General features: G+C 58.7%; 16 protein-coding genes. 12 read left to right on the forward strand and 4 right to left on the reverse strand.

All coding sequences use genetic code 11. The features are described from left to right. The first annotated feature begins 5 nt into the window (after positions 1-5). The 9 genes from hemF (at position 6) to F757_RS34690 (ending at position 10,268) form a co-directional block, all read left to right on the forward strand. A complete protein-coding gene (gene hemF / locus F757_RS0118045) occupies positions 6-929 on the forward strand; it encodes an oxygen-dependent coproporphyrinogen oxidase (protein WP_027212613.1) in 924 nt (307 codons plus the stop codon). A gap of 37 nt (positions 930-966) precedes the next feature. Further along, positions 967-1,707, forward strand: coding sequence for a nicotinate-nucleotide adenylyltransferase (locus F757_RS0118050; RefSeq protein ID WP_084530943.1), 741 nt, complete (start codon positions 967-969; stop codon positions 1,705-1,707). Between the two features lie 4 nt (positions 1,708-1,711). Further along, positions 1,712-2,167: a ribosome silencing factor gene (gene rsfS, locus F757_RS0118055; RefSeq protein ID WP_027212615.1), complete on the forward strand. Its 456-nt coding sequence runs from the start codon at positions 1,712-1,714 to the stop codon at positions 2,165-2,167. 51 nt (positions 2,168-2,218) lie between these two features. Beyond that, positions 2,219-2,689, forward strand: a complete 471-nt coding sequence (gene rlmH, locus F757_RS0118060) for a 23S rRNA (pseudouridine(1915)-N(3))-methyltransferase RlmH (protein ID WP_013339916.1) — start codon at positions 2,219-2,221, stop codon at positions 2,687-2,689. A gap of 84 nt (positions 2,690-2,773) precedes the next feature. After that, positions 2,774-3,403 (forward strand): Maf family protein, encoded by a 630-nt coding sequence (locus F757_RS0118065; RefSeq protein ID WP_027212616.1) that lies wholly within the window; start codon positions 2,774-2,776, stop codon positions 3,401-3,403. A gap of 9 nt (positions 3,404-3,412) precedes the next feature. Beyond that, positions 3,413-4,882 carry a ribonuclease G gene (gene rng / locus F757_RS0118070; RefSeq protein ID WP_013339918.1) on the forward strand — a complete coding sequence of 490 codons (1,470 nt, stop codon included), beginning with the start codon at positions 3,413-3,415 and terminating at the stop codon, positions 4,880-4,882. A gap of 151 nt (positions 4,883-5,033) precedes the next feature. Continuing rightward, positions 5,034-6,311: a tyrosine-type recombinase/integrase gene (locus tag F757_RS33735; RefSeq protein WP_035467081.1), complete on the forward strand. Its 1,278-nt coding sequence runs from the start codon at positions 5,034-5,036 to the stop codon at positions 6,309-6,311. A gap of 171 nt (positions 6,312-6,482) precedes the next feature. Further along, positions 6,483-7,562 carry an SIR2 family protein gene (locus tag F757_RS34685; protein ID WP_051376805.1) on the forward strand — a complete coding sequence of 360 codons (1,080 nt, stop codon included), beginning with the start codon at positions 6,483-6,485 and terminating at the stop codon, positions 7,560-7,562. Between the two features lie 15 nt (positions 7,563-7,577). Further along, positions 7,578-10,268 carry a hypothetical protein gene (locus F757_RS34690; protein ID WP_156923662.1) on the forward strand — a complete coding sequence of 897 codons (2,691 nt, stop codon included), beginning with the start codon at positions 7,578-7,580 and terminating at the stop codon, positions 10,266-10,268. A gap of 261 nt (positions 10,269-10,529) precedes the next feature. On the opposite strand, the gene F757_RS0118085 is transcribed toward F757_RS34690, so the two are convergent. Beyond that, on the reverse strand, positions 10,530-12,809 hold the full coding sequence (locus F757_RS0118085) for a hypothetical protein (RefSeq protein ID WP_027212617.1): 2,280 nt from the start codon (positions 12,807-12,809) through the stop codon (positions 10,530-10,532). An 887-nt stretch (positions 12,810-13,696) separates the two neighbouring features. On the opposite strand from F757_RS0118085, the gene F757_RS0118095 reads away from it, so the two are divergent. Both F757_RS0118095 and F757_RS33745 read left to right on the forward strand, forming a co-directional pair. Further along, a complete protein-coding gene (locus F757_RS0118095) occupies positions 13,697-14,530 on the forward strand; it encodes a DUF932 domain-containing protein (protein WP_027212619.1) in 834 nt (277 codons plus the stop codon). A gap of 127 nt (positions 14,531-14,657) precedes the next feature. Beyond that, complete coding sequence (locus F757_RS33745; RefSeq protein WP_035467084.1) at positions 14,658-16,805, forward strand: ParB/RepB/Spo0J family partition protein; 2,148 nt, start codon at positions 14,658-14,660, stop codon at positions 16,803-16,805. 129 nt (positions 16,806-16,934) lie between these two features. On the opposite strand, the gene F757_RS33750 is transcribed toward F757_RS33745, so the two are convergent. Genes F757_RS33750 through F757_RS0118115 form a run of 3 tightly spaced genes read right to left on the reverse strand, consistent with a single transcriptional unit; the run spans position 16,935 to position 18,675 of the window. Then, a complete protein-coding gene (locus tag F757_RS33750) occupies positions 16,935-17,516 on the reverse strand; it encodes a hypothetical protein (RefSeq protein WP_332258134.1) in 582 nt (193 codons plus the stop codon). Next, a complete protein-coding gene (locus F757_RS0118110) occupies positions 17,509-18,201 on the reverse strand; it encodes a nucleotide-binding protein (RefSeq protein ID WP_027212620.1) in 693 nt (230 codons plus the stop codon). The genes F757_RS33750 and F757_RS0118110 overlap by 8 nt, the downstream gene beginning before the upstream one ends. Before the next feature lie 9 nt (positions 18,202-18,210). Beyond that, positions 18,211-18,675 carry a hypothetical protein gene (locus F757_RS0118115; protein ID WP_027212621.1) on the reverse strand — a complete coding sequence of 155 codons (465 nt, stop codon included), beginning with the start codon at positions 18,673-18,675 and terminating at the stop codon, positions 18,211-18,213. Between the two features lie 1,046 nt (positions 18,676-19,721). On the opposite strand from F757_RS0118115, the gene F757_RS33755 reads away from it, so the two are divergent. Next, positions 19,722-20,057: a hypothetical protein gene (locus tag F757_RS33755; protein ID WP_051376807.1), complete on the forward strand. Its 336-nt coding sequence runs from the start codon at positions 19,722-19,724 to the stop codon at positions 20,055-20,057. The last annotated feature ends 637 nt before the right edge of the window (positions 20,058-20,694 follow it).

Consider the following 20,694-nt stretch of genomic DNA (forward strand, 5'->3'; position numbering starts at 1 on the left):
CATTGATGACCGATTCGAGCTACGACGCACAAGCCGTGCGCACCTGGCTGCAAAGCCTGCAAACCCATATCGCCGACACGCTGGGCGCTTTCGACGGCAAGCCCTTCGCCACCGACGCATGGCAGCGCACGCCCGGCGAAAAGCTGCGCGGCGGCGGCTGCACGCGCATTCTCGAAGGCGGCAACTTCTTTGAGCGCGCGGGCATCGGCTTTTCGGACGTGGCCGGCGACGCGCTGCCGGGCTCGGCGAGCGCCGCGCGCCCGCAACTCGCCGGGCGCGGCTTCGAGGCGATGGGCGTGTCGCTCGTGCTGCATCCGCACAATCCGCACTGTCCGACCGTGCATATGAACGTGCGTTTGCTGATCGCAACCAAAGCCGGCGAAGAACCTGTGTTCTGGTTCGGCGGCGGCATGGACCTGACGCCCTACTACGGTTACGAAGAAGACGCGCAACACTTTCACCGCACCTGCCGCGACGCGCTCGAGCCTTATGGCGCCGACCTCTACCCGAGTTTCAAGCGCTGGTGCGACGAGTACTTCTTCCTCAAGCACAGAAACGAGGCGCGCGGCATCGGCGGGATTTTTTTCGACGATTACTCGGCGCCGGGCTTCGAGCAATCGTTCGGGATGCTGAAAAGCGTGGGTGAGGGATTCCTCAAGGCGTACCTGCCGATCATCGAAAAGCGCCGCAACATTCCGTACGGCCAGGCCGAACGCGATTTCCAGGCGTACCGCCGCGGACGTTATGTGGAGTTCAATCTGGTCTTCGACCGTGGCACACTGTTTGGACTGCAGAGCGGCGGACGCACCGAATCGATCCTGATGTCGATGCCGCCTGTGGCGAACTGGCGCTACAACTGGCAGCCTGAGCCGGGCACGCCTGAAGCGCGCCTTTACAGCGATTTTCTCGTGCCGCGCGAGTGGCTGTGAGCGCTCCGGACACCCGGACCCGCACACTGCCTCACACGTGGCTACGACAAAGGATCTTCACCTGAAGCCGAACGCTCATTCCGCTGCACTGCCTCGCCGGATCGGTTTGCTCGGCGGCACCTTCGACCCGATACACGACGGCCACCTCGCGCTCGCGCGGCGTTTCGCCGACGTGCTGCGACTGACCGAGCTGGTGCTGCTGCCGGCCGGCCAGCCCTGGCAGAAAGCTGACGTGTCGCCGGCCGTGCATCGGCTTGCCATGACCCGCGCTGCGGCGAGCGAACTGAAGCTGTCCGGCGTCACGGTGCGCGTCGCAACCGACGAAATCGAGCACGACGGTCCGACCTACACAGTCGACACGCTGCAGCGCTGGCGCGAACGCGAGGGCAGCGACGCGTCGATTGCCTTGCTGATCGGCGCGGACCAACTCGTGCATCTCGACACATGGCGCGACTGGCGGCGCCTGTTCGACCTCGCGCACATCTGCGCGGCCACGCGGCCCGGTTTCGACCTCGCGTCGATTCCGCCCGCGCTCGCTAGAGAAATCGACGCGCGCCGCGCCAGCGCCGAGGTTCTGCAAGCCACACCTTGCGGCCACCTGCTGATCGACACGACGCTTGCGTTCAACGTCTCTGCCACCGACATTCGCGCGCATCTGCGCGAGCAGGTGAGCCAGCGGCTTGCTCAGGTGGGCGGCGAACACCACGGCGAGGCCGCAAGCCATGTCCCCACCCCGGTGTGGGACTACATCCTTCAACATCATCTGTACCACCGATAACCCTATGGATATTCGCAAACTGCAACGCGTGATCGTCGACGCTCTCGAAGACGTCAAGGCGCAAGACATCAGGGTGTTCAACACCAGCCATCTGACCGCGCTGTTCGATCGCGTGATCGTAGCGAGCGGCACCTCGAACCGGCAAACCAAGGCGCTTGCCTCGAGCGTGCGCGAAGGCGTGAAAGAAGCCGGCGGCGAGATCGTCAGCACCGAGGGCGAGGACATCGGCGAATGGGTCCTCGTGGATTGCGGCGACGCGATTGTCCACATCCTGCAGCCGGCGCTGCGCCAGTACTACAACCTCGAGGAAATCTGGGGTGAGAAGCCGGTGCGCATCAAGCTCTCCGCGCCTGATCCGTTCGGCGGCGCGCGCGCGAGCGAGGCCGACGAAGAAGACGAGGACGACGAAGCGCCGGCCGTGAAGAAGCCCGCGCGCAAGAGCGCCGCGCGCCGCAAGTAAGCGGCTGACGGGCACGCGGTACGAGTCCGCGGCCAGAGCTTCAGGGCCTTCATGAAACTGCACATTCTCGCCGTCGGCCACAAGATGCCGGACTGGATTGCCACCGGCTTCGACGAATACGCGAAACGCATGCCGCCTGAGTTGCGCATCGAGCTGCGCGAGATCAAGCCGGAACAGCGCTCGTCCGGGCGGCCGGCCGAAAGTGTGATGGCCGCCGAGCGTGTAAAAATCGAAGCCGCCTTGCCGAAGAATGCGCGCATCGTCGCCCTCGACGAACGCGGCAAGGACTGGACCACGATGCAGCTGGCGGGCGCCCTGCCCGGCTGGCAACAGGACGGCCGCGACGTCGCGTTTCTGATCGGCGGCGCCGACGGACTGGACCCCGAACTGAAGGCGCGCGCCGACATGCTGCTGCGCGTCTCGAGCCTCACGCTGCCGCACGCGATGGTGCGCGTGCTGCTTGCCGAACAGCTTTACCGTGCGTGGACCATCACGCAGAATCATCCGTATCATCGCGCGTGAGCGAGGTGCGCCGAGCGCCCGGGGCGTTGGGGTGCCCGTCACCGTCATCGCGCCTTCTTCCTATCCGATTGTTCGAGACTCTTCATGCCAACCTCCGCCGCTTCGCTGCATCCGTTCGTCTATCTTGCTTCGCAGAGTCCGCGCCGCCAGGAGTTGTTGCAGCAGATCGGCGTGCGTTTCGAATTGCTGTTGCCACGCCCCGATGAGGACGCCGAAGCGCTCGAAGCCGAACTGCCCGGCGAGCGCGCGCACGACTATGTGAAGCGCGTCTGCGTGGCCAAAGCGCGTGCCGCGCATGCGCGCCTCGTGGCCGGCGCTCACGTTGCCCGGCCCATTCTAGTTGCGGACACAACGGTGACGATAGACGACGCGATTCTCGGCAAACCGCTCGACGCCGACGACGCCGCCGCGATGCTCACACGCCTCGCGGGCCGCGTTCACGAAGTGCTGACGGCCGTCGCCGTGGTGGATGCACAGGGCGAGTTGCTGCCTGCCGCGCTGTCGGTGTCGAAGGTGCGCTTTGCTGCGTTGCACGCAGACGCGATCCGCCGCTATGTAGAGAGCGGCGAGCCGCTTGGCAAGGCGGGCGCATACGGCGTGCAGGGACGCGCCGCGGAGTTTATCGAGCATATCGACGGGTCCTATTCAGGTATCATGGGTTTGCCGCTTTTTGAAACCGCTGCCCTTTTGCGTGCAGCGCGCATCGACTTCTAGAACAACACCATGAATGAAGAGATCCTGATCAATGTCACGCCGCAGGAAACGCGCGTCGCGCTCGTCCAGCAAGGCGCCGTCCAGGAACTTCACGTCGAACGAACGCTGTCGCGCGGCCGCGTGGGCAACGTCTATCTCGGCAAGGTCGTGCGCGTGTTGCCGGGCATGCAGTCGGCGTTTATCGACATCGGTCTGGAGCGTGCCGCGTTTCTTCATGTCGCCGACATCTGGCACCCGCGCATTGCCGGCGAGCCGCAACACCAGAGCCCGCATCAGCCCATTGAAAAAATCGTGTTCGAAGGGCAGACGCTGATGGTTCAGGTGGTCAAGGACCCGATCGGCACGAAAGGCGCGCGGCTTTCCACGCAGGTGAGCATTGCCGGGCGCACGCTCGTGTATCTGCCGCAGGAGCCGCATATCGGCATTTCGCAGAAGATCGAAAGCGAGGCCGAGCGCGAAGCCGTGCGCGCGCGCCTGACCGCCGTGCTGCCCGCCGACGAGAAAGGCGGCTACATCGTGCGCACCATTGCCGAAGACGCGACGAGCGAAGAACTTGCCGCCGACGTCGCGTATCTGCGCAAGACGTGGGCGACGATCCTGTCGCAAGGGCAGCGCATGCCGCCCACCAGTTTGCTGTATCAGGACCTGAACCTCGCGCAGCGCGTGCTGCGCGATTTCGTCAACGACGAGACATCGCGCATTCAGGTGGATTCGCGCGAGACCTATCAGATGCTCGCCGATTTTGCGGCCGAGTTCACGCCGGCGGTGTCGGCGAAACTGCATCACTACACGGGCGAGCGGCCGCTCTTCGACCTGTACAACATCGAAGCCGAAATTCAGCGCGCCCTATCGCGCCGCGTGGACCTGAAGTCAGGCGGCTACCTCGTGATCGACCAGACCGAGGCGATGACGACCATCGACGTGAATACGGGCGGCTACGTCGGCGCGCGCAATTTCGACGACACCATTTTCAAGACCAATCTCGAAGCGGCGCACACCATTGCGCGTCAGTTGCGGCTGCGCAATCTCGGCGGCGTGATCATCATCGACTTCATCGATATGGAAAACGTCGAGCATCGCGATCAGGTGCTGAGCGAACTGAAGCGCGCGTTGTCGCGCGACCGCACGCGTGTGACCGTGAATGGCTTCTCGCAGCTCGGGCTGGTTGAGATGACGCGCAAGCGCACGCGCGAATCGCTCGCGCATGTGCTGTGCGAGCCCTGCCCAGTTTGCCAGGGCAAGGGGCAGGTGAAGACGCCGCGCACCGTTTGCTACGACGTGCTGCGCGAAATTTTGCGCGAATCGCGGCAGTTCAATCCGCGCGAGTTCCGCGTGGTCGCGTCGCAGCAGGTGATCGATCTTTTCCTGGAAGAAGAGTCACAGCATCTCGCGATGTTGATCGACTTTATCGGCAAGCCGGTCTCGCTGCAGGTGGAGTCGAATCTGAGTCAGGAGCAGTACGACATCGTTCTGATGTAGGTCCACAGAAGGCCGACAAGTTCCGACGAATACACATAAAACCGTTAATATTCAAATACATATACAAACAGCCGTCCGATTCAATCCGTTGATATCCGTGCAGAGCGCGCCTAAAATGTGTAGCTAGATATGTAGCTAGACAGAGGTGGCGATGGCAACTCGCGGAACGAATGTCCTATCAGATCTCGAACTAAGGCGATGGATTCGGGAAAGGCGCCCTCTCGCAAAAACCGACGGCGGCGGCTTGACCTTCACTCTTTCAGCTACCGGGACCGCGTCCTGGGTACTCCGTTTCCGGATAGGCGGAAAACCTGAAGAATTGACACTCGGCCGCTACCCCGATCTGACGCTGTCGGCAGCACGCAAGCTCGCGGCCGAAAAACGCGTCGAAGTCCAGAAAGGCAACAACCCGGCGACCGAGAAGCGCAAGGACAAATCTCGGAAGAACTGGACGGTCCGTCAGCTCGTTTCCGACTACCGGGAGAAGGTGCTGGTCAATTTGGGATTGAGCACGCAGCGAAGCTACGGTCGAAACCTGAAGCGAACCGAGAACGTACTGGGTGCGATGCAGGTACGCGAAGTCGAAGCGGCGGATATCGTTGGGCTGATCGAGCGCGCCAAGCTTGGATGGGTCGAGGCGAACACGCTGTTAATCGTTGCCAAAGCCATCTTCCGTCACGCCGCTGGCAAGAAGGTCATCAATGCAAATCCCGCCATCGGCGTCGAGCTGGTTTCGATTATTGGTCCCCGTCCTCCCATTCGGCAACGTCTTATGCTGACGGTCAATGAGCTGCACGTGCTTTTGAACGCAGACATGAATCACGAGAACCTGCTCTCGGTCAGCATCCTTCTCGCGACTGGCGTTCGTTCGGAGGAGCTGTATAAAGGCCTGCGGACAAACGTATTCCTCGATGAAGCACGCTGGCATATTCCGGGCAGCAAGACCGGCACAGCAATGGACATTCCGCTCGCGCCGGTTGTTGTCGACTGGTTCCGTGAACTGCTCGCACTCAATACCCGCTCCCGCTATATTCTGCCAACCAGGGCGGCCAGCCGAGCGGCGCGGCATGGTGGTGACGCCCACCTCAGCAAGGACGCTATCCGGGAAGCCATCGATTACTGGATCGACAACCACAAACCTTCGATACGTCGATTTACACCGCATGATCTTCGGTCGACCATGAAGTCCCATATGCGGAAGCTAAGGATCAGCCGCGACGTCTCTGAGATGTGCCTGAATCACAAGCTCCCCGGCGTCGAAGGAATCTACGATCAATACACATACTACGGTGAACGACGCCTTGCCTTGGAACGATGGGCAGCATTCATCAAAGACTGCCAACAATCAAAGGGGGAGCTTGCCGACTCAACAACAGAGACAGATTGCGACGACAGCGATCTTGCGCTGGTTGAAGCGTTATCGGCCTAAAGCCCGGCGGGTCTCTCATTGTTATCGCTGAGGCGCACCAGTTGTGAACTCGCTCCGGTTAGCGATAGTAAACACATCGATTGTTTGGAGCGCCCGGACGCGCGCGCAGCTGCCATACAATCTGGCAGCATGACGTATTCGACCGAAACATAAGAGTATAAAGGCGCCCACATGCGATTCACGCCGGACGGCCCGTCCTTACCTGATGAGCTCCTGGCTGCCCGCGATGCAGGACAGGTTCTGTTCTTCTGCGGAGCCGGCATCTCGCAAGCAGACGCCAAGCTGCCCAACTTCGCAGTCTTGGCTGAGCGTGTACTCGCGCTGTTGGGATCGGCAATGGATAGTCCAGCACGCCGTCTCTTCAACGCGGCTCGAACGTTTGAAGAAGCTAGTGGGCTCACCGGTCTGGTGGCAACCGACCGCATCTTCGGCATGCTCGAGAGGGAATTTGAAGCTTCCGAGGTACGGGAGGCCGTGGCAACAGCGCTGCGACCGGAGCCGGGCTATGTGCTCGATGCTCACCGCACGCTACTTGATCTCTCGCGGATACGCGGCGGTATGCCTCGTGTTGTCACCACCAATTTCGACCTTCTCTTTGAGGAATGTGAGCCAGGACTTGATTCTTTCAATCCTCCTCATTTACCAGACCCAGGAAGAATCAACGATTTTCGGGGGGTGATTCACCTTCATGGCCGTGTCGACGTAAATTACCGTCGAGCGTGTGATGACGAACTTGTCCTATCGAGCGCCGATTTTGGGCACGCCTACCTCTCCGATGGCTGGGCGACCCGCTACATTCAAGCGCTTCTGCAGCGGTTCCGTATCGTGTTCGTCGGATACTCGGCCGACGATCCGCCGGTCCAGTACCTACTTGAGGCACTGAATCGCTTTGCGCGGCCCGCAAATGCTCTGTATGCCTTCCAATCCGGCAATACAAGGCAGGCGGCAGAACAATGGACACACGAGGGTGTTGAGCCAATCTCCTATGACAGCGCCAATCACCATGCAGCGTTATGGAAAACGCTCTCTGCGTGGGCTGACCGTGCGCGTGACGTAGGTGGCTGGCACAACCAGCTCATAAGAAGGGCCGTTCAGGGACCGGGGTCCATGGCCCCCTATGAACGTGGGATGATTGCTCATCTGGTCTCAACATCAGTCGGCTCAAAGTACCTCGCCACTTCCGAGACGATACTGCCAGCTGACTGGCTGTTCGTCATTGATCGCAATGCAAGGTACGGGCGCCCGGGCTAAGTCAGCGATGACGAGATGCAGCCTTCCTTCGATCCATTTGACGCGTTCGGGTTAGACAGTGACACGCTGCCTATCCCGACCGATCCTAAAGACTTCCTCGCAAAGCGTGACGTGCCAGCAACTGCATGGGACGGCATGGAGCTTACTTCGGCCGATACCGAAAGGTTACCCGCTGCGGCAGTTGCGCAGATACGGAACGGCGCCGGTCGCGAAGCCGCTCTTCCCGCCCGCCTTGCTAATTTTGGATGGTGGCTTGTCAAAGTCGCGCACCAGCCCGCAGCATTGTGGTGGGCTGCCGCGCAACCGCCACTTCACCCCCGGATTTGCGACGATATCGAGCGGTCGTTGCGCCACGACGCGACGCGATTTACCTCTACTATACGCAAAGGCTGGCGCTTACTACTCGCCAGTTGGCAGCGTAGGCCACGACAGCCGGATATCGATAAGTATCCTATCGAGGAAGCGGCAAAACGCGACGGATGGTCATCGCCCCTAGTCCGCGAAGCAATTGAACTCTACCAACCCTATCTATCGGTCTCGCCTTCCTGGGGCGTAAGAGCACCTGCGCCTAAGCCGGAACCTGCGCTGGAAGCCGTTTTAAGACTCAATATCGAGTATCCCCGCCCTCACGAGCCGTTTGCTATTCCGGACAATGCGCTGAAATATGCGATAACCTTATTCCGCCGGCAATTGGAGGATACGGTTCGTCACGAATCGGAAATCAGGGAACACGACCACATCTACCTTGACTCTATCAGGGCGGATGACGGGGAGATGCCGGATGAAGATGCCTACGGGTTGACCGGCCACCTAATTATCTTGACGAATATGGTTATGCGGTTGGCCAAATTCGACCGGGATGCTGCACGCCAGGAGGTCTGGAAATGGACGTCACCCGATACAGTATTTACTCGCCTCCGTATCTGGTCCTTCGGACTCGCCGAACTGACCACACCAGAAGAAGCAGGCAAAGGCTTGCTGGCGTTGAGTGATGACGCCTTCTGGGACTCCTATCACGAGCGCGATCTGCTGTTTACTCTACGAGACCGGTGGCACGAACTCCCGTCCCCAACGATTGCCGGACTTGAAAAGCAATTGCGATGCGGACATTTTCCTTGGGCCCAAGATCACGAGCACAGAGATGAACTGATCGCTCACTGTCGATTGAATCGACTACATTGGCTGGCAACGCATGGCGTCATCTTTTCGTTCGACCTGGATGCAGAGATTGCTTTGCTTCGCTCGGCCGCGCCCGATTGGACGGAAGAAGCCACCAAATACACGGCCCAGCCGCATGTTTCGAAAGTTAGGACAGTTGAGACTGATGCCAGCTCGGCCACGCTCGAGCAGGTGCCACTGGGAGACATCCTGGAAACCGCACAAAATCTTGCAAAGCACGAGATACTGGCACCAGTCGTACGCCAGCCTTTTCACGGCCTCGCAGCGGCACATCCCGCACGAGCGCTCAGTGCGATCACAGGTGCCTCCAGAAAGGGCAACTATCCGGCATGGGCATGGCGCGCCTTGCTGAGTTCAACAAGCATCCAGGCTGAATCGCCTCGCATGCTTTCTGTCATAGGACGCCGTCTCGCACGACTTGAACCGGCTCAACTTGGAGAAATTGTCCATCCAGCGACCGAATGGTTGCGTGACAGATGCGGAACGCTTTATTCACAGTGTCCGGAAGTTTTCGACCTGGTGTGGGAAGCGCTCCGAGGGTCGTTGTCAGCCAGTTCCGGGCTGCATAAATTCCCAAGTGCTGATAGAAGATGGGTCGATGAGAGCCTGAACAGTGCAGCAGGCCGTATGCTCGACACACTGTTCAAATATCCTGGTCTGGATGACATCAAGCCGGATGCGGGGCTTCCCATTGCGTGGTCAGTCAAGCTGGATGAGATGCTTGCGCTGCATGCCGACGATCGGCGCTACGCCATCGTAATGATTGCATCAAGACTGACATGGTTGTATCGCACTGACCGAAAGTGGGTCGACACGAGGATGCTGCCGTTTTCGACTCGCAATGATGAAGACACGGAAGCCTTTTGGGCGGGCTTTTTCTGGGCGGCGCGCGCACCCCAACCCCCGCTCTATCTGAAGCTAAAGCAACCATTGATCGGGCTTGCCAGCCAACAGAACCTACGTAGAGCACACGCGAACAATCTAGCCGGAATTCTGCTGCGTGGTTGGGCACGACAGAAGGACTCGAACGAGCCTGAACCGCTCATCTCAGATACCGAATTGCGGGAGATACTTATTCACGCAGGGGATGAATTGCGTTCCTCGGTCCTCTGGTACTTTCAGCAGTGGGCCAAGAAACCCAATCCGCCACTCGGCGAGAACCTGCTACCGTTTCTTGAACGGGTTTGGCCCCGCCAACGGACAGTCCGAACGGCTCAGATGTCCGCGAGGTTCGTCGACCTCGCGTTGGCTGCGCCCGACCGTTTTTCGGAGATTGTTACGGCAATACTTCCAAGACTTGTACCGATAAAAGGGCACTCGGTAGTTCTCGCGCGCGTCAATATCAATGAGAAGATTCTCACCCAACATCCGCGTGCACTCCTCGACTTGCTTTCGACTGTTCTCAGTCCGGACCCCGGCGCGTGGCCGTATGGCGTCGGAGAGATCCTTGCTCAATTGGCAGAGCAACCCGCGACCCGAAACGACCCGCGGCTTGAAATCTTGCGTCGGTACGAACAACGGACATAGCTGACTTACTCTCATAACCGCGTAAGGTGGCCTCACTGCGGTAACGCACCGTCCAACTCATCCGGGCGACCAAAGATGGTATCGCAGCACACGCCAGCGCGGCAGTTCCGCGCGCTTGCCAAGATGCATTGCTTCCGCCGCCGCGCCGACGGACAGGCTGTTTCAAAAGCGATCTATGAATTCGTATCGACAATCACTCACGGCCAGTTCGCCTTTTTGCACTCCCAACTTCGGAGGCTGACCAACCACTAGATCGGAGCATCACTCTTTTGGAGGCGTGGCAATTCCAATAAACTGATAAGGCCGATCCCATTCTTCTATTTTTCGACCAACGAAAACACAGCGCCTCCATTTCCCCTCGGCTAAGGCATCGCCCGAAAGTTGACTAACGATATCTTGGCGGCGCTCCGAAAGGGCTTCCGGATAAACATAGAAAATCACGCAAGCAAGGCGGTGTGCAGGCGGAGATACCCTTAGAGAACACAGGTGCTTCGGATTCTGATAATTTTTCCGCACACTTTCCCGCAATCGATCCATTTCCTTGAAGAGAGCCTGCTGCTCCTCAAGATTCCCAAGACTTAATATGTCCAAAGACATAATAGTCCATGACTTTGCATCTCTCTGCCGGACAGCCTCAAGGATACGGGAGATATGAGTATGAACCTTAGGAACCGGTTTTGGAACAATCACACCGGCATCACCACTCATATAGTAGTGGTCTATATCACGCGACATCCCAGAAATTGACAGGGCGACCTTTTCATTTTCTATTGATGCCACGTTGAACCCGGTTTCCAGATAGAAACCGAGATAATCAAGCTCGTCGCCAAATATATCAGCCGTCTTCTGTACCCGCTCCCGTTCAGAGAAGTAATGAAGAAAATGTGCTGGTTCTGACAAAATATCGGCAACAACTTCGAAATCAGCCAGCCCCAGCGTGGGCGCCAAACGCAAGTCATCAGGAACCCATTCAGCAGACTTCAGTTCTTTCTCTGCGCTACAGATAACCGAAAAATCATCCAACGTGATGGAAATGCGAATGACCATATCAATATCGTCTGGAACCAATCCCAATGACGATGCGATCTTGATAGACGTTTGATCACCGTCTTTCGCGTGCTGAATAACCTGCTCAAGTCGATAGGATTGCTGTGCCGGGTCCACTATCAGATCACGTACATGGCGCTTTACCCTATCCGGAGCACCGCGAAGTCCTTGGGGAGTCAACGCCGCAGACTTTGCTTCAACAATAAGCAAAACCCTGTCAATTTTCCCGAGCAAATCCGTTTCGAATATTTTATCATCAAGCTGCCATTTGGCGTTCGAAGTAATGTGTATTCCTGGGAGAGCTTTCTCAACAATACCTTCAATCTTATCTTCGAGAAATTCTGCGCGAGCCCTCTCCAGCTTCTCCTTTACACCTGCCACCTCGGCCAGTGAACCTAAAATTGCATGAATATGGCTGAATATGACCTGAGGCGCAGGAAAAAAAAACTCACGTTCAATCAGTATCCCCGGAGCCGTCCATACAGGATTTGCAAGAAAAAAATACTCAGCCTGCTCCAAATCAAGGTCACCAGGATTCAACACCAATTTATTTAGAACAGACTCAACCACTCCCTCCGTGTGGTCAGCGAGCTCCGCGAGCTCGGATACATCGACAACTCCCAACTTAACCAGCGCAATGTCGGCGTGAGCCAGCAACCTATATTTGACCATCTCCGTAGTCACACCATCCGGAATATGGGCTAAAAACTCGTCTGGATCACCTTCAACATCCGGATACTTCGCGTAATATTCTCGAACCAGTTTCTCAGTCGTTTGATTTTTGAGTATTTCACCGAGAATTCTCCACCGACTGTTAGAGCGTCGTTCAAACGACGAAACCAAAGTCTTGGATATTTCAATTAGATCTGTCGCCGAGAAGCCGAATTGATTTGATAGATCCTGATCGATGGCTCTATACAACTCCTTTGAAATTCTAACGACAGCAGAAAAGTACCCCCAGTTCCGAACAATCTGAGTGTGTAAACGAAGACGCTCCTGAAGAAGCAGCACGACTTGTTGTTGCTTATCGCGCTCAACCTCCATCGCGACAAACCTGCGATGCGAAAAGGCATTTGCAAGTCCACTGCTCTGGTCAATAATTTTCTGAATGATGTCGGGAGGCGGCGGCTCGCGTCCCCATTCTGCATGAGGCAAGGTCAACATCAATGCTTGTAGCAACTCGACATGATGTTGCTGCACGTTCTCTACGAAACCTTGCTGTGACGCACCTTTTTCGCTGACCCCAACCTGCAACCCATATGTGGCGATTGTCGAGATGATGGACGGTGGATACCAATTACGGAAGTAACCAATAAGCGATTCCAAGATAACGGGAAAATCTTCGCCGCTTTTTTTCCCTTGATCTAAGAACGCCTGCATCAAGACGGCCTTATCGATTCGAGTGAAGGGATGTTCGACGAACTTGAGCCCCCGATTGACCTCGACAGGGAGAGGCCTTTTATTCTTCCTTTTAGCTCTTTTTCTCTGTTTCATATCACGCTCAAATTCCGTAACGTCGCCTCTCTATGGCGAGAGCGAGTAGCCGTCATACGCGGCGCGTAGACAGATTGACCAATTTATCCATCGGCCGACGCATGTCACAGTCGATCGGGAGCATTCTCTTGGATGGTCTTATCAGCCACGGCTTAGCATCGCATCTCGTGTGATGCTTCTCGCTTTGCGCCGTGATGAACAACTCGAGATCCTTTTTAATGTCGGCGTCCCGGGAACCAGGCTTCCGAGCCACGACGCCGTGAGTTTCGCGCTTCATGCAGGACAAGTCCTCACTCGCGTCTCGACCTTCAGGCATTCGAGCTCGACTTCCCGGTACAAGTCGAGCTGATAACCGCGTACCTGTGCCCTGTCCTGATGTCAGAAACAGTATGCGGGGCATTATGTCCCAGCCAACCCTGTACTGTCTGCATGGCACATATCCGGGCCATCAACGACCCTATGCCTGACTCGTTTCGTACCTGCTGTCAGGTGCACCGGGAAACCCGATCCACGTCAATTACTTGCAGTTCCCTGCGGAAAGTTATTCACAGCGTTGCCCCCAAAAACTGTGAATAACCGAGGCTTCGCTGTCTCTCCCGGTCGAACTCGTGCTCAAGCATCTGCCCGGCACCGAGTTTCCTGCCCTGTCCCGCGACCGTAGTCGAAGGCGGGGCGGCGTCAAGGGGCGAGGGACCGTGTTGCCCGCACCATCCCTCGCCTCTTTCCTTGACACCGCCCCGCCTTCGACTCCTTGGGTCGCACGGGCAGGAACCCGGGTGCCAGGCAAAAGCAGAAGCCAACCCCGAGTTCCACCGGGAAGGTTTCGCACGCAAGCGGCAAGACCATCTCACAGCCCGTAACTCAACCCTCTTGCTGTGGAGATTGTCATGCAACTCGCTTCCTCTTTCCGTTACGGCTCCCCGATGCTCCGCGCCGACTCGCCTCTGTCGGATGACCAGATCCGTCGTGTTGCCCCCTCCATCTTTGCGGTCGGCAAGCACGAAAGCCGCTCGGATCGCTACACCTACATTCCGACCATCGACGTGCTGCGCGGCCTGCGTAACGAGGGGTTCCAGCCGTTCATGGCCTGCCAGACGCGCGTGCGCGACGAAGGCAAGCGCGAGTACACGAAACACATGCTGCGGCTTCGCCACGCCGACCAGATCATCGGCGACGAAGTCAACGAAATCGTGCTGCTGAACTCGCACGACGGCACGAGCAGCTACCAGATGCTCGCGGGCGTGCTGCGCTTCGTCTGCCAGAACGGCATGGTGGCCGGCGACAACATCCGGGACATCCGTGTGCCGCACAAGGGCAACATCGTCCAGAACGTCATCAACGGCGCATTCGACGTGCTCGACGGCTTCGACCTGATCCTCGAGCAGAAGGACGGCATGCGCGCCGTCGAACTGAACCGAGACGAACAGCAGGCGTTCGCACGCTCAGCGCTCGCGCTGCGCTACGACCCGACCAACGCCGAGGCACCGGCACCGGTCACCGAAAGCCAGCTACTGGCTCCGCGCCGCTTCGAGGATCGCCGCGACGACCTCTGGACGGTCTTCAACCGCGTACAGGAAAACATGACCAAGGGCGGCCTGCGCGGACGCTCAAGTAACGGACGTGCTGTATCCACACGCCCCATAACAAGCATCGACCAGAACGTGAAGCTCAATCGCTCGCTGTGGATGCTCGCTGACGCCATGCGTCAGATGAAGGCGTAAGCACTCCGGGGGTGGCGCTATTCGCCGCCCTGCCACCTCATTCCGTCAGGAACGCTGTCCGGGTCATGTCCTGACGGAACACGGTAGCAACCCCGACCCGGAACCTTCTATCTTTCTGGAGTCAATCATGCACGCCCAAGTCGAAACCATCACGGCAGACACCGCCGAAACGACTACCATGCTCGAGACCTACTTCGGCAACGAGCAGCCCATCGCCACCGTTCCGTATTCCAGCCTGCGCCGCTCGCCGCTGAATGCGCGCACGAAGCCTCTGTCGGGGATTCCCGGCCTCGCCGCCAACATCCGCGCAAAGGGTCTGCTGCAAAACCTTGTCGTCCACGAAATGAAGGGAACGCGGGGCAAGCAACGCCGATATGGTGTCTGCGCGGGTCAGCGCCGCGAAGCCGCACTCGACCTGCTGTACGAGCAGAAGCATATCGCCGCCGACTATCCGGTGCCGGTACGGATCGTCAGCGAAGGCGAAGCCCTCACGATTTCGCTGATCGAAAACAGCGAGCGCGAAGGACTCGATCCGTTCGACGTGCTGCGCTCGTACCGGATGCTGGCCGAGGAAGGCCGCAGCGTCGACTATATCGCCGCGCTGTTCTCCGCATCGCCGCTCACCGTCAAGCGGCGCATGAAGCTCGCCAACGTTTCACCCAGGCTGCTCGGCCTGTTGCGCGAGGACAGCATCACGCTCGACCAGTTGGCCGCGCTCGCCCTTTCCGACGATCACGAGACGCAGGAACTGATCTGGTCGGAAGCGAACGAGTGGCAACGTCAGCCGAACTACCTGCGGCAGGCGATCACGCGCGCCGAAATCGACGCAAGCCGCAGCCGCCTCGTGCGCTTCGTCGGTCTCTCCGCCTATGAGGCGGCGGGCGGCTATGTACGCCGCGATCTGTTCAGCGACGACGAGAACGCCGGATTCATTGCCGACACGGAACTGCTGCAGCGTCTTGCGGGCGAAAAACTCGAAGCCGTGGCCGGGGAAGTCCGCGCCGAGGGTTGGAACTGGACCGAGACGCGCGTGGAGCGTGACGTCCTCGAACTGAACCGCTACGACAGGCTCGATCCGCTCAACCGTCCGTATACCGGGGACGAGCAGCGCGAGATCGACGCGCTGACGGCGCGGCAGGACGAACTCGCGAAACAAGACGATGCTCTTGCAGAGGACGACGAGAACGCCTATGAACAAGGCGAACGGATCGAGGCCGAACTGAACAGCGTCACCGCTGCGATTCAGGCACTCGAAACGCGCACGCTGACGTGGGATGCACAGCAGATGGCCGAAGCAGGTGCGTTCATCATCCTCGACCCGCAGGGCAACCTGACCATCGAGCGGGGGCTGATTCGCCGCGACGGGAATGCCGCGCACGATACGGCGGCAACGACCGTGGGACAGGCTGTCGCCACGCTCAACGAGGCCAGCCGGAAACCGAAGCCGGTACACAACGCCAAGCTCTGCCAGCGTCTGACCGCCCACCGCACCGCAGCCATCCACGCGGAACTGATCGCGCAGCCGTCCGTCGCGCTCGCAGCGCTGCTGTTCCGGCTCGTGCCGGTCGCCTTCCCCGAGCGGTACGGTGTCGGGCCAAGCCGCGACTATCTGGAGCTTAACGCCACCAGCAACCACGATGCACTGCTGAAAGCCGCCGATGACCTGTCCGCCAGCACCGCATGGGACGTCATCGACGCACAGCGCCAGCAGTGGCTCGCCGCCCTTCCCCGCAATCTGGCTGACCTGCTGCCGTGGCTGACCGGACAGGACGCCGGTACAACGCTGCTCGATCTGCTGGCATTCTGCACCGGCACCCTGCTCGACGGGGTCACCGGCACGGAAGGACCGCACGCGATCAACGCCCTGAGCAATGCGCTGCACCTCGACATGGCCCGGTACTGGACGCCGACCCGCGCGACGTATTTCGATCACGTCAGCAAATCACGTATCGTGGACGTAGCCATGCAGGCGGTGTCGCCCAAGGTCGCCCTCGACCTCAGCAAGATGAAGAAGGGCGACGCCTCGGCCACTGCCGAAATGCAGCTGGCGAAGTCCGACTGGCTCCCGGAAATCCTCACCGATCGGGAAGTGCCGCCTGTCCGTGCGCTCAGCGTACACAGCACGCCGGACGATGACGCAGACAAGGGCGAAGCCGGCGCCGAGGAAACAGAGGCACAGCCTGATGCGGAATCGGCCGACGAAAGCCGTACAGCATGGCCTTATCCGACCGCAGCAAATATGGCTAATACGGAAACCACGCAGCGCAACGCGTGATTGACCACTCCCTGCCTGTGCTCTGGCACAGGCAGGGAGTGCGCTTTACCGTGCGTGTTCCCCTACCCAGAGCGCAACGGCAACTATCACGGCGAATAGACCGATCACGACAGACAACAGATAGCCTAGTCAGCGTGTCAGACGCTGCCCGGATGCATCGATACTCACCTGCGCCTGTCTGACAGCAGACTCCATCGTCCGCTCAAACAGGCTCGCGACCTCATTCAGCCGCTCCCGCTGTTCCCGCGCCGCAACCGCTGCCGCACCGACAAGTCTGTTACCGGCCACGCTCGCAACCCGGTTCGCCATCCGTTCAGCAAGCGAAGTGATCGCTGCCGTGTTGAAGTCTGCCAGAGCGGCCTGATATCTCGCTTCGTGTTCCCGGATCAAATTCTCCGCCAACTGGATCGTGGCCTTGCAGCGCGCGAGCGCGTCACGATGCTGACGCATCAAGGCATCGGTCGCCTCCCTACGCACGCCATCGAAACTACCGTCTCCGGCCCTGCGGATGCGATCCGGCATCGCCTCGTAAAGCCGCGCGTAGTATTGGAGCACGGCGATCATCGACCAGAGCGCATCGTTGTCGCGCAGGTTCAGCGCCCCGGACATCCGGCGCATGCGTAGCCGACTCGTATCGTCGGGCATCTCGCCCGTGACATCGAGAAACAGGCGGGCGAGCGCATCAGGCGACTTCGCCCGCCGGTTACGCATTAGCAGTTACCTTGGCAAACATGGCATCGCACAGCGAACGCCAGCGCAACAGCTCGACCCGTTCACCGATATGCATCGTCTCTGCTGCCTTGCGGATCGACATACGCTGACTACGAAGCTCATCGGCGACGCGATCCGCGAGATCGGGAAAATCCAGCGAATGGCCGCGCGATTCGACAGAACGGCGAAGCTGCGACCCCTGATACAGGGTGAACTTGTCCGCCGCGCCGAAGTAGCCGTTGCGCACGACATTCGTCACCGCGTCCGGAAACGTCCGGTTAAAAGCATTCAGCAGTTCAAGGCTGTCGCGTTGCCGGTTGATCACCCACAGGACCACAAGCTGACGTCGAAGCTCGCCAAGCGCACCGGCCAGTGTCGCGCCGAACTGCTCGACACCCGTCTGGCTCCGCGCCGCCGTGTTGACGACGATTGCTGCATCCCGGTGCTCGTCGCAGTAATTGACGAGGCCGATCCAGCCGTTTGCATCGTCCAGGTTGTACGCGATGCAATGCATCTCATCCTGAACCGCTTTCATCACGTCCGGATTGGAAGTATCGGTTTCCACCAGTGCCGCATGGATATCTCGCCGCAGCAGATAATCGGCCAGGGCGAGCGCAACAAAGCTCTTGCCCACGCCGCCCTTGCTGCCGCCAACGAGATAGATGGGGTAAGTCGTCGTATCCATTTGAATCCTCTAAAGGTTCTCGGTGTCGGGCGCAATCTCGAATGAGTACGCATCACGCATCACCATGGTTCCCGGCTTGTTGACTACTTTTCCCCCATCCTGCTTTTGATTCTCTCTGGTGGCTTCCGCGCGCGGCGCGCCGCCCTTGTCTACCTTCTTCGTACGAGGCAATGGTGCGGTATTGCCTCGCGCAGATTCCTTTACCGCCGGTCGCGCCGACCTAGCTTTTTTTAAGGGATATAACGCGTATTTGACAGAGCCAACGCTGAAATCGAGCCCCTTCTCCCTTGCATGTTCAACGATTTCTTCCAGCGTGTATCCCTTCTCCCTCGCCGTACCGATCACCACACGCATCTCTTTCATTGCATCGGTGATCGACACGCGCTGCTCGGCTCCCGGCTTGACCGGCAGTGATTCGAGCGAGTGGACAAGCTCATCCCATTGCGCTCGGGTATAGCTTTTCGCGACCGGCATGATTCGCTCCGTCGTGCTCTCTTCTCCCCATCTTGTTCACTCGGGAAAGCGCCGTCAATACCTGTTTCCGGCCAGAATTTTTCTGTCGGACCGCCATGGAATTAACCAGATTACGTCGGAATAAAAGAAATATTTTGGACGCGTCGGGCATGGGCAACGGACCCGGATCGGTGTCTGGAAAACGTATCAAAAGGGTACCGGGCAGACTTCACAACGGCGCAGGTACAGAGCGATCACAGCCAGCAGACCGAATCGCTCCGACCAACGGGACGCACACGATGTACCTGCGCGCCGACAGCGACACGATGGGCTCGCAAGACGATACCCGTCGCCCCACAAACGCCCGATAGCCCGCTTGCTTACTCTCGGGAACGACCGTGCAGACTTCAGATAATCGACGAACAGCCGAAGCAGGATCGATTTCACCGATTCAGAGCGCGCGCCTGCCGACTCCGGCCGCAGCCCTCGTGAACATTCGGCAGTCAGCTATCGGGCCATATACCGAACCACTACGCAGAAAGCGACCTGCCCGGTATGCAGATTCGATCAATCGACGTCCCGGACTCACGAGGTGAAGTACGCGGTCACGCAACGGAAGACTAGCAGACTCGTGAGGCGTATCCAGCGGACGCCTCCGGCTACCTCACGGAAATTTCCAGTCGACCGCGCCGAAATCGTTTAGACGATGGCATTAAAAACGACATTAAAACGAGGGATGGCAGGATTGGCTAGCGCCGGTTTTGGGCTACCGCACCGTACGTTCCCACTGCGCATGATGTTCATCTATCGCTGATCAGATCCTCTTAAGTAGCGTTCGATCACAGCCTCCCAAGCCGACCGCTTCTCGTCGCACTTATTGAATCGGCGGTGAGCCTCTAGATTGGAAACGTGAATAGCGGTTTCACCGACCTTGTGCGAGAACCACTGCGCCGTATCACTGTCCTCCAAGCGTAGAATGATCTGAACTGTAATCTAGTAACAGTTACATGCGATGACGCTTTCTTTGCCTATATTTCGTGGCAGTAGTGTCGTTCAGGAGTGCTTTCATGGGACGGTGGACTACTGCCGATATAGAGTCAGCGAGGGCCGTGCCCTTCTACGTCCTGCTTCGTTTCCTTGGGGCGTATTGCAAGGTGGACAGGGAATATCGTTCTGCCGGTTTGGCCGAGAGCATCCGTGTTCATGTGAACTACGCTGGCCGTGACTTTCGCCTCGTCTTTACAGGAGAGAAGTGGGTCAACGAGCTCTTGTCTCCACCGCAGCACGGACGAGGCGGCGCAGGTGCCATCGATCTGGCCGCCCATCTCACTGGTCTCGACTTCGTTCGCTCGGTGAAGATCTGCATCGATGCGCTCAACGACTCTGTCTCGAAGGTCTCGTGAGACTCTTTTATACGACAGCGGACTTTGTCTGCAAAGGTCGATCTCGTCCAGGCATGCCGTTCCTGTGCGCGGAGAACATGGACTTCATGAACGCGCCGAACGACTATCTCTTATGGGTCGTCTTGGAAAATCCCCAGACCCGAAGTCCCGCAACGTGGAAGAGCTACGCCGAGGCACTCTACGACTACTTCTCGTGGCTCGAGGCGAACGCTTTGAGTTGGGACCCAGTGCCCGCCCGCTACGGCGAAGGCGGCGGAATCTCAAACATCGCGCTGTATCGCAATTGGTCGCTTGACGCGCTTGATCGGAGATCTGGAAGGCACGCCATACAAGCGAGTACGGTACGGAAGAGACTTTCTCAGATTATGCGTTTTTATGAATGGGCTTTGGGGTGTGGCTGAATCCGGGCCGTTCCGTGGGATGTATCAAGGTCGGATGTTCGTGATGGGCGGCTTCATCGGGTCATCCGCGAGTACCCCCTTCCCCGTGTACCGCGCCAACCTATCCGCTTTCTGACCGTTGCCCAATGCCCCACGCTGCTTGAGCGCTGTCCCGGACGGACGGTTCAGTTGATGACGAAGCTGATGCTGCAAACGGGGTTGCGCAACGAAGAGTGTCGGACGTTTCCAATGAAGTA

The sequence above is a fragment of the Burkholderia sp. WSM2232 genome (assembly GCF_000472545.1).
GTDB lineage: Bacteria > Pseudomonadota > Gammaproteobacteria > Burkholderiales > Burkholderiaceae > Paraburkholderia.

Coding starts and splice junctions, on each gene's coding strand:
- F757_RS33750 (WP_332258134.1), bottom strand. CDS start 17,516: ATGCGTAACCGGCGGGCGAAGTCGCCTGATGCGCTCGCCCGCCTGTTT.
- F757_RS33755 (WP_051376807.1), top strand. CDS start 19,722: ATGGGACGGTGGACTACTGCCGATATAGAGTCAGCGAGGGCCGTGCCC.
- F757_RS0118110 (WP_027212620.1), bottom strand. CDS start 18,201: ATGGATACGACGACTTACCCCATCTATCTCGTTGGCGGCAGCAAGGGC.
- F757_RS0118115 (WP_027212621.1), bottom strand. CDS start 18,675: ATGCCGGTCGCGAAAAGCTATACCCGAGCGCAATGGGATGAGCTTGTC.
- F757_RS34685 (WP_051376805.1), top strand. CDS start 6,483: ATGCGATTCACGCCGGACGGCCCGTCCTTACCTGATGAGCTCCTGGCT.
- F757_RS34690 (WP_156923662.1), top strand. CDS start 7,578: ATGCAGCCTTCCTTCGATCCATTTGACGCGTTCGGGTTAGACAGTGAC.
- F757_RS0118085 (WP_027212617.1), bottom strand. CDS start 12,809: ATGAAACAGAGAAAAAGAGCTAAAAGGAAGAATAAAAGGCCTCTCCCT.
- rng (WP_013339918.1), top strand. CDS start 3,413: ATGAATGAAGAGATCCTGATCAATGTCACGCCGCAGGAAACGCGCGTC.
- F757_RS0118065 (WP_027212616.1), top strand. CDS start 2,774: ATGCCAACCTCCGCCGCTTCGCTGCATCCGTTCGTCTATCTTGCTTCG.
- F757_RS33735 (WP_035467081.1), top strand. CDS start 5,034: ATGGCAACTCGCGGAACGAATGTCCTATCAGATCTCGAACTAAGGCGA.
- rlmH (WP_013339916.1), top strand. CDS start 2,219: ATGAAACTGCACATTCTCGCCGTCGGCCACAAGATGCCGGACTGGATT.
- hemF (WP_027212613.1), top strand. CDS start 6: ATGACCGATTCGAGCTACGACGCACAAGCCGTGCGCACCTGGCTGCAA.
- F757_RS33745 (WP_035467084.1), top strand. CDS start 14,658: ATGCACGCCCAAGTCGAAACCATCACGGCAGACACCGCCGAAACGACT.
- rsfS (WP_027212615.1), top strand. CDS start 1,712: ATGGATATTCGCAAACTGCAACGCGTGATCGTCGACGCTCTCGAAGAC.
- F757_RS0118095 (WP_027212619.1), top strand. CDS start 13,697: ATGCAACTCGCTTCCTCTTTCCGTTACGGCTCCCCGATGCTCCGCGCC.